The 14,356-nt window shown below is 65.6% G+C and carries 12 protein-coding genes and 1 pseudogene; 7 read left to right on the forward strand and 6 right to left on the reverse strand.

What is annotated here, in order from left to right; genetic code table 11:
* Positions 1 to 245: 245 nt before the first annotated feature.
* The 3 genes from J0I99_RS10650 to J0I99_RS10660 all read right to left on the reverse strand — a co-directional run bounded on the left by J0I99_RS10650 (position 246) and on the right by J0I99_RS10660 (position 3,484).
* Positions 246 to 1,073, reverse strand: coding sequence for an inositol monophosphatase family protein (locus tag J0I99_RS10650; protein WP_291397511.1), 828 nt, complete (start codon positions 1,071 to 1,073; stop codon positions 246 to 248).
* Between the two features lie 71 nt (positions 1,074 to 1,144).
* The gene (gene galU, locus J0I99_RS10655) at positions 1,145 to 2,053 is read right to left on the reverse strand and encodes a UTP--glucose-1-phosphate uridylyltransferase GalU (RefSeq protein WP_291397513.1); all 909 of its coding nucleotides are present in this window, start codon (positions 2,051 to 2,053) and stop codon (positions 1,145 to 1,147) included.
* 39 nt (positions 2,054 to 2,092) lie between these two features.
* Positions 2,093 to 3,484: a UDP-glucose/GDP-mannose dehydrogenase family protein gene (locus tag J0I99_RS10660; protein ID WP_291397515.1), complete on the reverse strand. Its 1,392-nt coding sequence runs from the start codon at positions 3,482 to 3,484 to the stop codon at positions 2,093 to 2,095.
* A gap of 564 nt (positions 3,485 to 4,048) precedes the next feature.
* On the opposite strand from J0I99_RS10660, the gene J0I99_RS10665 reads away from it, so the two are divergent.
* The 7 genes and pseudogenes from J0I99_RS10665 to J0I99_RS10695 all read left to right on the forward strand — a co-directional run bounded on the left by J0I99_RS10665 (position 4,049) and on the right by J0I99_RS10695 (position 10,474).
* A complete protein-coding gene (locus J0I99_RS10665; protein WP_291397517.1) occupies positions 4,049 to 4,732 on the forward strand; it encodes a sugar transferase in 684 nt (227 codons plus the stop codon).
* Between the two features lie 34 nt (positions 4,733 to 4,766).
* Positions 4,767 to 5,831: a GDP-mannose 4,6-dehydratase gene (gene gmd, locus J0I99_RS10670; protein WP_291397519.1), complete on the forward strand. Its 1,065-nt coding sequence runs from the start codon at positions 4,767 to 4,769 to the stop codon at positions 5,829 to 5,831.
* Positions 5,831 to 6,778, forward strand: a complete 948-nt coding sequence (locus tag J0I99_RS10675) for a GDP-L-fucose synthase (protein ID WP_291397521.1) — start codon at positions 5,831 to 5,833, stop codon at positions 6,776 to 6,778. Before gmd ends, J0I99_RS10675 begins: the two co-directional genes overlap by 1 nt.
* A gap of 27 nt (positions 6,779 to 6,805) precedes the next feature.
* The gene (locus J0I99_RS10680; RefSeq protein WP_291397523.1) at positions 6,806 to 7,768 is read left to right on the forward strand and encodes an NAD(P)-dependent oxidoreductase; all 963 of its coding nucleotides are present in this window, start codon (positions 6,806 to 6,808) and stop codon (positions 7,766 to 7,768) included.
* A gap of 279 nt (positions 7,769 to 8,047) precedes the next feature.
* Positions 8,048 to 8,977, forward strand: a pseudogene (locus tag J0I99_RS10685) (glycosyltransferase); the annotation flags it as partial.
* Entirely contained in the window at positions 8,974 to 9,552 is a 579-nt protein-coding gene (locus tag J0I99_RS10690; RefSeq protein WP_291397527.1) for a putative colanic acid biosynthesis acetyltransferase, read from the forward strand. The pseudogene J0I99_RS10685 and the gene J0I99_RS10690, both read left to right, overlap by 4 nt.
* Positions 9,553 to 9,631: 79 nt before the next feature.
* Positions 9,632 to 10,474, forward strand: coding sequence for a hypothetical protein (locus J0I99_RS10695; RefSeq protein WP_291397529.1), 843 nt, complete (start codon positions 9,632 to 9,634; stop codon positions 10,472 to 10,474).
* A gap of 3 nt (positions 10,475 to 10,477) precedes the next feature.
* Here J0I99_RS10695 and J0I99_RS10700 read toward each other — a convergent pair whose 3' ends face one another.
* From J0I99_RS10700 to J0I99_RS10710, 3 genes are read right to left on the reverse strand one after another with little or no spacing between them, the layout of a single operon-like run.
* On the reverse strand, positions 10,478 to 10,726 hold the full coding sequence (locus J0I99_RS10700) for a hypothetical protein (RefSeq protein WP_291397531.1): 249 nt from the start codon (positions 10,724 to 10,726) through the stop codon (positions 10,478 to 10,480).
* 35 nt (positions 10,727 to 10,761) lie between these two features.
* Positions 10,762 to 12,198: a mannose-1-phosphate guanylyltransferase/mannose-6-phosphate isomerase gene (locus tag J0I99_RS10705; RefSeq protein ID WP_291397533.1), complete on the reverse strand. Its 1,437-nt coding sequence runs from the start codon at positions 12,196 to 12,198 to the stop codon at positions 10,762 to 10,764.
* A 4-nt stretch (positions 12,199 to 12,202) separates the two neighbouring features.
* The gene (locus tag J0I99_RS10710; RefSeq protein WP_291397535.1) at positions 12,203 to 14,353 is read right to left on the reverse strand and encodes a Wzz/FepE/Etk N-terminal domain-containing protein; all 2,151 of its coding nucleotides are present in this window, start codon (positions 14,351 to 14,353) and stop codon (positions 12,203 to 12,205) included.
* Positions 14,354 to 14,356: the final 3 nt, after the last annotated feature.

Consider the following 14,356-nt stretch of genomic DNA (forward strand, 5'->3'; position numbering starts at 1 on the left):
GCACCGGCATGGCGCCACCCCGCGTGATAGCGGCTTGTCCGGCGAACCGGACCATGCCGCGCGTGCTTTGAGCCTGGGGCAACACGACTGCCACCCCACCCAACCTCCCCTGCACCAACCACTCGTCATGATCTCGCTTCGGTGCAGCGAACGAGCGGGAGAATCGCACGGGTGCGGGGTGAGGGGGATAAGATTCTCAAGGCTCGGCCTTCCGACCTCGCATGGCCGGGTAATCTGCCCCTTTTCTAGACCCCCTTGGGATGGCTTACGTCCTTCTTCGGCACCTGCTTGAGCTTCTCGAGCAGATACGCGTGGGTGGCCTTGTTGGCCACGATCATGGCGCCGGTCTGCTCGAAGTACTCCGGCCCCCTGCCCCACCAGTCGGTGACGATGCCGCCGGCTTCCTCGACGAACAGGATGCCGGCCGCCGTGTCGACGAAACCGGTCTCCTCGTAGTAGCCCGTGAGGCGACCCATAGCGACATAGGCGCAGGAATTGGCGGCACTGCCGACGATGCGGACGGCGCCGACGGGTGCGCGGATGGCATCGAGGCGTTCGTAGGAGCCGGGGTAGAGCGACAGGCCGGGCGTGGGCAGCCCCGTGCCGATGCACATGAGGCCGATATCGGCCTGCTCGCTGACCTTAAGCCGTTCGCCGTTCATGAAGCTGCCCTGCCCCTTGATGGCAGTGAACATCTCGTCGGCGGGGGGATTGAAGAGCACGCCGCAGACCGTCTCGTTGCCGCGACGGAGCGCGATCGAGATGGTGTAGTGCATGCCGTTGATGAAATTGGTGGTGCCGTCGATGGGATCGACGAGCCAGCGGAACTCCTGGTCGTGCTTGTCGACGGGCGGGAATTCCTCGCCCGTGAAGCTCCAGTCCGGGTAGCGCTTGAAAAGGTAGTTTCGGATGAGGAGTTCGGACTCCTTGTCGGCATCCGAAACGAAATCGGCCGGCCCCTTGATGCCGATTTCGATCTCGCGGAAGCGCTTGAAATAGCCCTGGGTCAGGGCACCCGCCTGGCGGGCGACCGACACCATGTCGTCGAGAACCGCCTCATAGGAAATGGTCATGAATCACCGTCTGGTCTTGAGGCCGGCAGTGTAGCCGAAACAGGTGACGATTCGTGTGGCGGTGCCGGCCCTCAGGCCGGCTCGCTGTTCCGCGCCTCGGCCCCGTCGAGAAGACCCAGCTGGCCGAGCGCCTTGCGGAAATCCGGGCCAAGATCCGGCCGGTCGAGCGCAAACACGACGTTGGCGGTGAGGAAGCCGAGCTTGGAGCCGCAGTCGAACACGCGGCCATCGTACTTCACGCCGGTGAAGTCCTGGGTACGGATGAGGACCTGCATGGCGTCGGTCAGCTGGATCTCGCCGCCGGCGCCGCGGGTCTGCTCGGAGAGGAGAGCAAAAATCTCGGGCTGAAGAATGTAGCGGCCGGAGATGAACAGGTTCGACGGTGCATCGGCGGGCTCGGGTTTTTCGACCATGCCGGTAATGCGGAAGCCGCTGTCGGGGCCCCCGCCGCGGGCGACAATGCCGTAACTTGAGACGTCCTTGGGATCGACTTCCTCGACGCCGACGATATTGCCGCCCATTTCCTCATAGGCGGCCATCATCTGCTTCAGCACACCGGGCTTGGCCCTGAAGACCATGTCGGGCAGGAGCAGCGCGAAGGGCTGCTCGCCGACCAGCTCGCGGGCACACCAAACTGCATGACCCAGCCCAAGCGGCTCCTGCTGGCGGGTGAAGCTGGTCTGGCCGGCGGAGGGCAAGTCCTTCTGCAACTCGCTGAGCGCCTCGGTCTTGCCGCGGATTTCGAGCGTGTGCTCGAGTTCGTACTGCCGGTCGAAATGGTCTTCGATGACGCCCTTGTTGCGGCCGGTGACGAAGACGAAGTGCTCGATGCCTGCTTCGCGCGCCTCATCGACCGCATACTGGATCAGCGGCCGGTCGACGACCGTCAGCATCTCCTTGGGCATGGCCTTGGTGGCCGGCAGAAAGCGGGTGCCGAGACCGGCTACCGGAAACACCGCTGTGCGTACGCGCTTTGGCAAGTTCGATCCCTTTTCGCCGTTGCGGAGGCTTGGTCGCCGTCAGTCTACCTGACGCCGCCCGATGGGGAAGTAGGCCAGGCCCGCCTCCTCCACTGCCGACGGTTCATACATGTTTCGCCCATCGAAGATGGCTTTCTTTGTCAGCCTCGTGGCGAGGACGGAAAAATCCGGCGCGCGGAACGCTTTCCACTCGGTGACGATGACCAGCGCGTCGGCGCCCTCGACGGCCTCGTTGGCGCTCCCGGCGAAGGTGAGTGCGTCATGCGCGCCATCGAGGTCAAGCGCAAGCACGCGCCTCGCTTCCTCCATGGCGACCGGATCGAAAGCACGGACTCGGGCGCCGCGACCGATCAGATCGGCGATCAGCACGCGGCTAGGGGCGTCGCGCATGTCGTCGGTGTTGGGCTTGAAGGCGAGCCCCCAGACGGCGAAGGTCAGCCCGCTGAGGTCGTCTCCGAAGCGGCCGCGGATCTTGCGGCCAAGGACTTCCTTCTGGGCGGTGTTGGCGTCTTCGACCGCCTCGAGGATACGGAGCGAGCGGCCGTGCTCGGCGGCGCTGCGGCGCAGCGCGCTGACATCTTTTGGAAAGCAGCTGCCGCCGTAACCGGTGCCGGCGTACAGGAAGCTGTAGCCGATGCGGGGGTCCGAGCCGATGCCGCGGCGCACCAGTTCGATGTCGGCGCCGAGGTCCTCGGCCAGGTTGGCGAGTTCATTCATAAAGGAGATGCGCGTCGCCAGCATGGCGTTCGCCGCATATTTGGTGAGCTCTGCCGAGCGCACGTCCATAACCATGGTCCGGTCGCGGTTGAGCGTGAACGGGGCGTAGAGATAGCGCATAAGTTCGAGCCCGCGCCGACCGCTGGTCGTATTGTCGGCGCCGATGACGATGCGGTCGGGCCGGCTGAAATCGGCGACGGCGGCGCCCTCCTTGAGGAACTCAGGGTTGGAGACGACGGTGAAATCGGGCTGGCCGAGCCGGATCCGCTCTTCCGGATCGGCGGCAAAGCCCCGCGTGACCAGTTCCTCGGTTACGGCGGCGGCGACGAGGTCAGCAGTGCCGACCGGGACGGTGGACTTGTCGGCAATCACCCTGAAGCCGTTGAGATGCTGGCCGATGGAGTGGGCGACAGACAGCACGTATTTCAGGTCGGCCGAGCCGTTCTCGTCGGGCGGCGTGCCAACGGCGATGAACAGCACCTCGCCGTGGTCGACGCCCTGGGCGATGTCAGTGGTAAAGCTCAGGCGCCCAGCCTCGCGGCTGCCGGCGACGATGGCGTCGAGGCCCGGCTCGTAGATGGGCATGCCGCCGTCGTTCAGCAGCGCGATCTTGTCCTCGTCGACATCGACGCAGACGACCTGGTTGCCCGCATCGGCCAGGCAGGCCCCCGTGACCAGCCCGACATAGCCGGAGCCAAAGACCGTGACTTTCATTCATCGCCTCAAATGGTTCGCTGCAGCATACATATGCCGGATGGCCGCGCAGCAAATATCGATGAGCTCCAGAGCACACGGTTAAGGAACGTGGGTAACACGCCCGCCGCGCCGATAAGGCTCGCCAGGGCAAGACGGCGGCGCGTGGGGACGCTAGGCTTAAGCGGATGCCCCTCTACTTTCCCCCTAGATGCGCATTGCAAGTAGCGATGACCTTAAGCCGGCCTCATGACAAAGATGGAAAACCCTCTTGTTGATTGTCCTGACAATGCATGCGTCTCGTGTCTTCCGGTGCTGCGGTCATCGGTCATTCGACAGTCGTCGTCGACCAAAACAATTTTACGCTTGTACAGCCCCATTAACATATTGTTAATATCCATCCGGGGGGGGCGGCCATGGGCACACTTGCCGGCAGCCGCAGGCATCAACGATCTGGGGCAGTTGATGAGCGATACCTATGATGATGCGCGGCAAATACTTCGCCGGCGCGGCGGGAGTGCTGCGGGAGCTGATGCGAGGCGCAGGCGGGCGTCCGGATCTGGGTGGGGCGCAGAAAACTGTACAGTGGCCTGGCAGAGTGGACTGCCGCTCTGGCTGAGCGGAGGCACACCCTCGGTGCGTCCAGCCGGGCGTTGGCTGGGCCTGCAACTGCGGCTCAAGCGGCTGCTGATCGACATCCCGCTGTCGGCGATGTCGCTGATCGTGCTGTCGCCGCTCCTGATCGGGCTCGCGGTCGCCATCCGCCTCACCTCCAAAGGCCCTGCCCTATTCAGGCAACCGCGCGTCGGCCTGGGTGGCAGCGACTTCATGATGCTGAAGTTCCGCACGATGCGGATCGAGGCCTGCGACGCCACCGGCCTGGCGCAGGTGGTCGCCGACGACGACCGGGTCACGCCAGTCGGGCGGTTCCTGCGCGCAACCAGTCTCGACGAACTGCCGCAGCTCTGGAACGTCCTGGTCGGCGACATGGCCATCGTCGGGCCGCGCCCGATGGTGCGAGGACAGCGCGCGGCCGGGGTCGAGTACCGTGAGGCCGTGCCGTATTACGACTACCGCCATCGCGTCAGGCCGGGCCTTTCGGGCTGGGCGCAGGCCAACGGACTGCGCGGTCCGACGACCGAAATCAAGTCGGCCAAGGACCGCATAGACCATGACTGCGCCTACGTGCAAAACTTCTCGCTGGCACTCGATGTGAGGATCATCATCCAGACCATCGCGCGCGAATTCCTGACGGGATCGGGCGTGTAGCCATCGCCACCAACGACAAGATCGAGTTTCGAGCGTGACCAAACGCGTTGCATTGATAACGGGAATAACCGGCCAGGACGGCGCCTACCTGGCGCGGTTGCTGCTTGAGAAGGGCTATACCGTCCATGGCATCAAACGGCGGTCGTCGTCGTTCAACACCGGCCGGATCGAGGACATCTACGAGGATCCGCACGTCGAGGATCAGCGACTGATCCTGCACTACGGCGACATGACCGACTCCACGAACCTGATCCGGATCGTGCAGGAGGTCCAGCCCGACGAAATCTACAACCTCGCCGCCCAGAGCCATGTTGCGGTGAGCTTCGAGACGCCCGAATACACCGCGAATGCCGACGCCATCGGCACGCTGCGCCTGCTGGAGGCGATCCGCATCCTGAAAATGGAGCACAAGACCCGCTTCTACCAGGCTTCCACTTCGGAGCTGTACGGCCTAGTCCAGGAAGTGCCGCAAAAGGAAACGACACCGTTCTATCCGCGCTCGCCCTACGCGGCGGCCAAGCTCTATGCCTACTGGATCGTGGTGAACTACCGCGAGGCCTACGGCATCCACGCGAGCAACGGCATCCTGTTCAACCACGAGAGCCCGCTGCGCGGAGAGACGTTCGTCACCCGAAAAATCACCCGAGCGGCGGCGGCCATCCGGCTGGGCAAGCAGGACAAGCTGTACCTCGGCAACCTCGATGCCAAGCGCGACTGGGGCCACGCCGAAGAATATGTGCGCGGCATGTGGATGATGGTGCAGCAGGACGAGCCGGACGACTACGTGCTGGCAACGGGAGAGACGACGGCAGTGCGTTCGTTCGTCGAATGGGCCTTCGCCGACGTGGGGATCGCGCTCGAGTGGCGCGGAGCGGGCGTCGCGGAGAAGGGTTACGACGCCGCGACTGGCCAGTGCCGGGTCGAGGTGGACCCGCGCTACTTCCGACCGACCGAGGTAGACCTGTTGATCGGCGATCCCAGCAAGGCGCGCAACAAGCTGGGTTGGACGCACACGAAGTCGGCCCGGGAAATCGCCCGCGAGATGGTCAACGAGGATCTGAAGATCATGCAGACGGCCACCGTGATGAAGGAGGCCTGATGTACGAGCTCAAGGGCAAGCGCATCTGGGTGGCCGGCCATCGCGGCATGGTCGGGTCGGCCGTGGCGCGGCGGCTCGAAAGCGAGGAGTGCACCATCCTCACTGCGACGCGGGCCGAGCTGGACCTGACGCGCCAGGCCGAGGTGGAACGCTTTGTCAGCGAAACCCGGCCGAACGTCATCGTGCTGGCTGCGGCCAAGGTCGGCGGCATCCTCGCCAACGACACCTACCCCGCCGACTTCCTGTTCGAGAACCTCGTGATCGAGAACAACATCTTCGGGGCGGCGCATGCGGGTGGGGTGAACCGTCTGCTGTTCCTGGGCTCGAGTTGCATCTACCCCAGGCTGGCGCCGCAGCCGATCACCGAGGATGCGCTGCTGACCGGGCCGCTCGAGGAAACCAACGAGTGGTACGCGATCGCCAAGATCGCCGGGATCAAGCTGGCGCAGGCGTTCCGCAAGCAATATGGCCACGACTACATCTCGGCCATGCCGACCAACCTCTATGGGCCGGGCGACAATTTCGACCTCAAGTCGAGCCATGTGCTGCCGGCGCTGATCCGCAAGGCGCACGAGGCCAAGCTCCGGCGCGCCGAGAGCGTCACCGTATGGGGCACCGGAACGCCGCGCCGCGAGTTTCTGCACGCCGACGACTGCGCCGACGCGCTGGTGTTCCTGCTCAAGACCTATTCTGGCGTTGAGCAAGTCAATGTCGGCTCAGGCGAGGACCTGAGCATTCTCGAGTTGACGCAACTGGTCTGCCGGGTCGTCGGCTTCGAGGGCCGGATCGTCCATGACCTGACGAAGCCCGACGGCACGCCGCGCAAGCTGATGAGCGCCGACAAGTTGCGCGCCATGGGCTGGTCCCCCCGCATCGAGCTCGAGGCGGGCATCGCCGAGACCTATCGCTGGTTCCTCGATCATGAGGCCGAGGGAAGAGCGGCATGACCCAACAGCTTCCAATGGAGGTCCGACTTGTCGCATGAAGTCGTGATCTTCGGCGGAAGCGGCTTTTTCGGCATGCATCTGTGCCGATACCTCTCGGCTCGGCCCGATGTCGGTCGGATCGTCGTCGCCGACCTTGTGCCGCCGCGTGAAATGCGTCCCAAGGTGGAATATGTCCGTTGCGACGTGCGCGAGCCGATCGCCGTCGAGGTGTTCGGGCCTCCCGTGATCTACAACTTCGCCGCCGTGCACACGACGCCGGGTCATGCGGACTGGGAGTACTACTGGACCAACGTGCGCGGTGCGATCGAGGTGTGCCGATTCGCCGACCGGGCGGGAGCGGAACGCATCAACTTTACCTCGACGATGGGAGTCTATGGCCCGCAGGAGGAGCGTGTCGACGAGGACACAGTCCCTCGGCCGAGCACGGCATATGGACGGTCAAAGCTCCTCGCCGAACAGACGCACGAAGACTGGCAGAAGGCGCGGCCAGGGCGGCGACTGGTCATCATCCGGCCTGCGGTGACCTTCGGTGAAGGGGAGCGCGGCAACTTTACGCGCCTGGCCAGGCTCCTGAGGCGCGGGCTGTTCGTCTATCCGGCGCGCAAGGACACGATCAAGGCGTGCGCGCCGGTCGAGCAGCTACCGGCCTGCATCGACTTCATGGCGCAAGCGGACGAGCCTGTGGTTCGGTTCATCTACGCTTACCCGGAACGGACCACGACGGAGGCGATCAACTGCGCCTTCGCCCAGGCGGCAGGCTTCCGCCCGCCAGCGATCGTCGTACCCGAGGGCATGATCATGGCCACGGCGGTCGTCTTCGAACTCATCAATCGGCTGGGGATCAGGACCTCGATCAACCGGGCACGGGTGCGCAAGCTGATCCAGTCCACCAACGTTTATCCGGCCGAGCTCGAGCGCCGCGGCTGGAGGTTCTCGTTGTCTCTGCCGGAGGCGCTGGCCAACTGGAAGAAGGCGAGCGACTTCCAATGAACCTGCACCAGAAGACGCCGAGCCTGTTCTTCCATGACTACGGCGGCCATGCCTTCACGGCGCAACTGGCCCGCGCCATGTCGCGGCGCGGCTACGCGGTCACCTACGCATCGTCCAACGAATTCGGGACGCCCAAGGGACGAGTGCAGGGTCGCGAAACCGACCCCGAGCAGTTTCGCGCCATCGGCATCAGCGTCGGCGAGCGCTTCGACAAGCAGAACCTGGTGAAGCGCCAGCGCCAGCAGGCGCGCTACGCAACCGTGGCAGCCGAGGCCATGCGCCGGGCTCGCCCAGGCCTGGACGTTTCAGTGCCTGGCGGTCTTCATCTGGTCTATCTGGCGCGGGAGGCCCTATGTCGTGTCCCCGCATGGCATGCTCGAGGCGTGGATTCTTGCGCGGTCGAGGCGGCTAAAGGCCATGGTCTCGTGGCTGTATCAGGACCGGTTTCTAAGGCGCGCTACGGTGTTTCACGTGCTGACCGAAAAGGAACGAAAGGATGTCACGCGCCTCGCCCCCGGGCGACCATGTCACCTGGTCCCCAATTTCGCAGAGCTGCCGGTGAACCAGGCTTGCGCACCGACCTGGTGGCGTTCCGAGTTCAACGGAAGGACGATCTATCTCTACCTCGGCCGCATTCACGAGAAGAAGGGTTGGCGAGAACTCTGCGAGGCGTGGGACCTGGCCTGTGCAAGGGATCGCGCCTTCGCGGCCACCAGCCAGCTGGTGTTCTGCGGGTGGGTCGATGATTCCCCGTCATTTGAGCCTGCCCTGCGACGGCTCTCCGAAAAGCACGGAAACGCACTGTTCGCCGGCCCGCAGTTCGGATCGGCGCGTGGCGGCAGCCTGGCTGTCGCCGACGCATTCATCCTGCCGTCACGCAGCGAGGGCCTGCCGATGGTCGTCCTGGAGGCATGGGCAGCCGGGGTGCCGGTCATGATGACCAAGGAATGCAACCTTGCCATCGGCTTCGAGGCAGGTGCGGCCCTGGAGATCGGCTGGACGACAGAGGCAATTGTTGATGGCCTGGGTCGGTTCGCGGCACTCGCCAGCGAGGCGCGGGCCGGACTGTCGGCGGCAGGCATCGCCCTGGTGGAAGCGCATTTCTCGGCAAGCCGCACTGGCGACCTGATGGCGCGAATGTATCAGGGTTGCCTGGTTCAGTCGGGTGCGCTGTCCGAGATGGACGCTACACCGAAGGACGCCGAATGACCCGGGGCAGAGACATCCTCACCGCAAGCAGCAAGTCGCGGGAGGGCGGGCCGAGCTTCACCCTGCGCAACCGGCTGTTTCGCGCTTTGTGGATCGTGGCCTGGACGTTGCTGGCGCGGTGGACGCCGCCGCCGTTGCATGGGTGGCGGCGGGGGGTGCTGAGAGCGTTCGGCGCCAAGGTGGGCAAGGGCGTGCGGATCTATGGCAGCACGCGGGTGTGGTATCCGCCCAACCTCGTTCTGGGCGACCATGTCGCCATCGGCTGGCAGGTCAAGCTCTACAACCAGGGCATGGTGACGATCGAGGACTACGCGATCGTCTCGCAGCATACCCACGTGGTGGCGGGGACGCATGATATCGACGACCCGTATTTCCAGCTGCAGGTGCGCCCGATCCGGATCGGCAGGCAGGCCTGGGTGGCCTCGGGTGCCTTCGTCGGGCCGGGCGTGACAGTGGGCGAAGGGGCAGTGCTCGGAGCGCGCGGCGTCGCCTTTCGCGACTTGATGCCGTGGACCGTCTATCGCGGCAATCCTGCAGTCGAGATCAAGAAGCGCAGGCCGTTCACCCTACCCTGATGGGTCCGTAGTCGTCCCGACGCGACGACTGCCGCCGGCTCGCTAGTCTCGTTTCCGGATCGAGCCGGGACGGTAAGCCTTGCCCTACCTGCGAAGCATCGTTGCCATCGGGCTGTGGCTCGTGGCCCCACTGGCCGGGGCGCAGGAGTATCGAGCCACGACATCTGCGGACGCGACGGTGCGCCAGGCGCCGGGGGTGCAGTATACGTCGCTCGGCGTGGTGCCGCGCGGCACGCCGCTCGCCATCGACGTCTGCTTCGACCGCGGCGCCTACTGCGCAGTGAGCTATGAGGGCGGGCGCGGGTTCGTCGCCGGGGAATTGCTGGCGATAGAGGGAACGGGCGGGACGGTTCGCGCTGCCGAGACGGCGCGCTGGGCAGCGATCGACGCTCGCGCGACAGGCAGACGCCTGCCCGACTGGGAGAGCCGCAACATCGTGGTGTGGGGCGACAGCCTCTCCGCGGATACGTTCGGCGATGAACTGGAACGCCTGCTGCCCGGCCGGCGGGTCGCGATGCAGGGCGTGCCTGGGGAGGACGGGGCGGCGATCGCGCGGCGGCGCCTCGCCACCGACGCGTTCGACAGGCGCATCGCCGTGATCTGGGACCGGCACTCCACCAACCAGGACCCCACGCGGTACATCGCCGATCTGGCGCCGCTGTTCGAGCGCCTCGACCACGGGCACTACATCGTCATCTCCGACATCCGTTCGATGAGCCCGGAACTGGATGTCGTGGCCGACCGGCAACGGACGGAAGCCATCAACGCGCGACTGAGGAGTGCCCATCCGGACAACTTCCTCGACCTGACCGAAGCGCTGGATGACCCGGCCACGCGCAGCGACGGGCTTCACCTGACGCAGGCCGGGATCGACATCGTTGCCGAGCAGATCGCCCGGTTCGTCACGGACAAGGGCTGGTGACGCTCACCAGCCCCGCCCATCGAGAAAGACCTTGATGGCACTGGCCTGGATCGCCTGGCCGGCGTTGCCGAAGTGGACGAAATCGCCGCCACCGACACGCGTGGCATCGTCATCGAGGGCGGCGGCATAGGCCGACTGCTGGCCAGCGTCGAATGTGTGGCCGGCAAAGAACGGATCGGCCAGCAAGCCCGACTGGATCTCTGCGATGGCGGTTGCCGAGCTGTCGGGCAGGCCGCCGGGACTGTTCAGCACCGGCGGCACGAAGGCGCGGGGATTGGTCTGTCGGTTCAGGTGCGACCGAACTCGTCCTCGATGCGGATGATGTCGTCCTCGCCAAGGTAGGAGCCGGTCTGGACCTCGATGAGCTCGAGCAGGATCTTGCCGGGGTTGGCGAGCCGGTGGACGCAGCCCAGCGGCAGATAGATCGACTCGTTCTCGGTGAGCGTGCTGACCTGGCCATCGATCGTGACCTCGGCGGTACCGGTGACCACGACCCAGTGCTCGGCGCGGTGATGGTGCTTCTGCAGGCTGAGCTTCTTGCCCGGCTTCACGAACAGCCGCTTGACCTGGAATCGATCGCCGCTGAGCACCGAGGAGTAGCCGCCCCAGGGACGGTAGGCGGTACGGTGGATCTCGGTGAGGCCCTGCGTGTCGGGATTGGCGCGGAGCGCCTTGACCATCGGCCCGACGCGCTGCGCCTCGGAGAGTTTGCCGACGTAGATCGCGTCATCGGAAGCGACAATGGCGATATCGGTCAGCCCCTCGACGGCGATATGCGCCTTCTCGGAAACAACCAGTGAGTTGGAGGTGTTGGACAGGGTGGCGTTGCCGTTGGTGACGACGTTGCCGTCCCGATCCTTGGCCGAGACCTTCCAGACCGCATCCCATGCACCCAGATCGGACCATGGAAACGTGACCGGCACCAGCGCCACCGATCGGGACTTCTCGAAGATGGCGTAGTCGACCGAGATGTTGGGAGCGGCGGCGAAGGCCTTTTCATCCAGGCGGATGAAATCGAGGTCGACCCTGGCGGCATCCATGGCCGCCTTGGCGGCGGCGTAGGTGTCGGGCGCGAGGGCCTGCATTTCCGCGAGGAAACTATCGACGCCGAGCATGAAGGTGCCGGAGTTCCAGTAGTAGCCCCCGGCTGCCAGCATGCTCTCGGCGGTGGCGCGATCGGGCTTTTCGACGAAGCGCGCGACGGCGCGGACTCCGTTGCCGAGATCGGTGGCGGCTTCGATATAGCCGTAGCCGGTCTCCGGGGCGGTCGGGGTGATGCCGAATGTGACGAGACGGCCGTGACGCGCGGCGGCAGCGGCAGTGTCGACGCTCCACCAGTAGTTCGCGTCGGCCTCGACCGCGTGATCGGATGCCAGCACATGGATCACGGCATCGCCGCCGAAGCTCGCCCTAGCCTGCAGGGCGGCGGCCGCGATGGCGGCCGCAGTGTTGCGCGCGACGGGCTCGAGCAGGACTGCGGCTGGAGTGACGCCGGCCTCCTGCGCCTGCTCGGCGGCGAGGAACCGATACTCGGAATTCGTGACAATGATCGGCGCGTGGTAGCGCGTCGCATCGGCAACGCGCCTCAACGTCTGCTGGTAGAGCGAGGTCGGACCGGTCAGCGGCAGGAACTGCTTGGGACGGGCAGCACGCGACATCGGCCACAGCCGGGTCCCCTGCCCTCCCGCCAGTACGACGGGAACGATCTTGGCGGCATCAGTCATCGGTTCAGGCCTCGGCGTAGTATCCCGCGTATTTGCCACGGTAGGCGGCGGGATTGCTAGTCTGCTGGTTCAGCACGGTGAGCACGGGAACGCCGTCACGCTTCGCCTTGTCGAGCGCGGCCATTGCCGCCTTCACCTCCTGCTGGGGCGTGCTCGAGAACTTCACCACGACGGCAATGGCATCCGCCATCCCCGCCAGATAGAGGGCATCGACGACGGGGCCGACGGGGGGCGTGTCCAGCACCACGATATCGAAGGTCTTCCGCGCCGCCGCGATCAGCCCCGCGAATGTCTTGCCGGCGATGAGCTGGTCGGTCGCGATATCGCTCCGGCGCGATCCGACGACGATCTGCGCGCCGCTGCCGGAGTCGACGGTAAGAAAGGACCTGAGCTCGGAGGCACCGGCCTCACCGGCGAGATACTCGAGCAGGCCCTCCGAGGCCTCTATACCCAAATGCTTGTGGACGCCCGGCTTCCTCAGGTCGCAGTCGATCAGCAGCGTCGACATGCCGGCAAGGGCATAGGCACGTGTCAGGGCCAGCGCCACGGTGGTCTTGCCCTCATTGGGGGCCGCGGACGAGACGACGATGACAGCGCCGCGTCCATCCTGGGCATCGCCTTCCATCCGGCGCCGCTTGCCGATGGCCTGGTCGATGCCGATGCGGACACGCCGGATCGATTCCGAAAAGACCGAGAGCGGGGCAAGGATCAGCGAATCCGCCACCGAACCCTCGCCGTCGCTGCGCCTCGGCAGACGCTGGCGGGGAATCGCCGATGCCACGGGTGTGCGCAGGATCGACTCCGCCTGGGCCTCGCTAGTGAAGCCGCCGACGAAGTTCTCGATCAGGAACGCGAGGCCGATGCCGATGCCCAGCCCGGCGAACGCCGCAAGGAGCAGGATGATGCGCGGATTGGGGAAGGACGGGCTGGCCGGGGCCGTGGCCTCCGAGACGATGCGGCTGTCGGCGACCTGGAGGTAGGCCTGGGTGTCGAGGTCCTTCTGCCGGGTCAGCAGCGTCTGGTACTGGGCCCGCGCAATCTCGGCCGACTGCTGCAACTCGTAGATGCTGGTCAGCATCTCGGTGGGCAGGTCGCTGGTCAGGATCGACTGGCGCAGCTGGTTGCGCAACTCGCTGACGCGCCCCTGCGAACGGGCGACGTCGACCTTGAGGCCGGACAGGGCCTTGGTGGCCGCCGCGTCCAACTGGTTCTCGAGGCCCGCGAGGCTGCTGCGCAGGTCGATCTCGGCCTGACTGCCCGCGGTGACGCCGGCAATGGTATCGAGCAGCGCGATGCGCTGGCGCTGCAGGTTGCTGACAGCCTCGTCCTTGAGGCTGACCGCGACGGCATCCCAATCCTGGCGGGCGAGGCTGCGCTCCGCCAGCTCGGCGACGGAGGAGGACTGGGTGCGGAAGGCGTTGAGCGAAGTGATCTCGTTTCGCATCTGCGCCAGGTCGATACGCCCCGTCGCCTCGCTGATCCTGTCGATATTCTGATCGACAAACTGGTCGAAGGCCCGCTCGGACTGGGCCACGGTCTGGCTCGCGTCGGCCATCCGGTCCTTGATGATGGCGGCGGACGCCAGCGTCGAGTCGATCTTGGCCTGCAACTGCTGGGCGATATAGGTGCGGGCGACGGCGTTGGCGATCGTGGCGGCGAAATCGGGGCGGCCGGAACGGGCATTGACGGCGATGAGGAAGGTCAAGCCGCGACGCTGCACCGAGACGGCGTCGCGCAGGCCGCCGATGATCCGGGACAACGCCTCGTCACCGGTCGGCATCGCAGGCTCGGCGATACGGAAGAAGGCGAGGAGCATGTCGTGCATGCCCAGACCCAGGCCGAACTCGGGGTCGTTGGGCAGATCGAGCTGCCGGGCGACCGCGAGCAGCGTGGTCTCGGACTTGACCAGCTCCACCTCGCTGTCGACGCGCAGGGCCTCGGACGACGTCCCGCCGATCTGGTCCGGATCGAGCAGGTTCTTCTTGCTCGGATCGACGAGGACCAGCGCCGTTGCGGTGTAGACCGGCTTCAGCGCCAGCAGCGCCACACCGGAGATACCGATCGCGACCACCGTCACAAGCAGGATGATCCAGATCCTGCGGCGGAGGACGTCGAGTATGCCTCTCAAATCCAGTGTATCGTCTTCAGCATCCATGCC

Origin of the sequence: Devosia sp. (assembly GCF_017307495.1) — a bacterium.
In the GTDB taxonomy this organism is placed as follows: domain Bacteria; phylum Pseudomonadota; class Alphaproteobacteria; order Rhizobiales; family Devosiaceae; genus Devosia_A.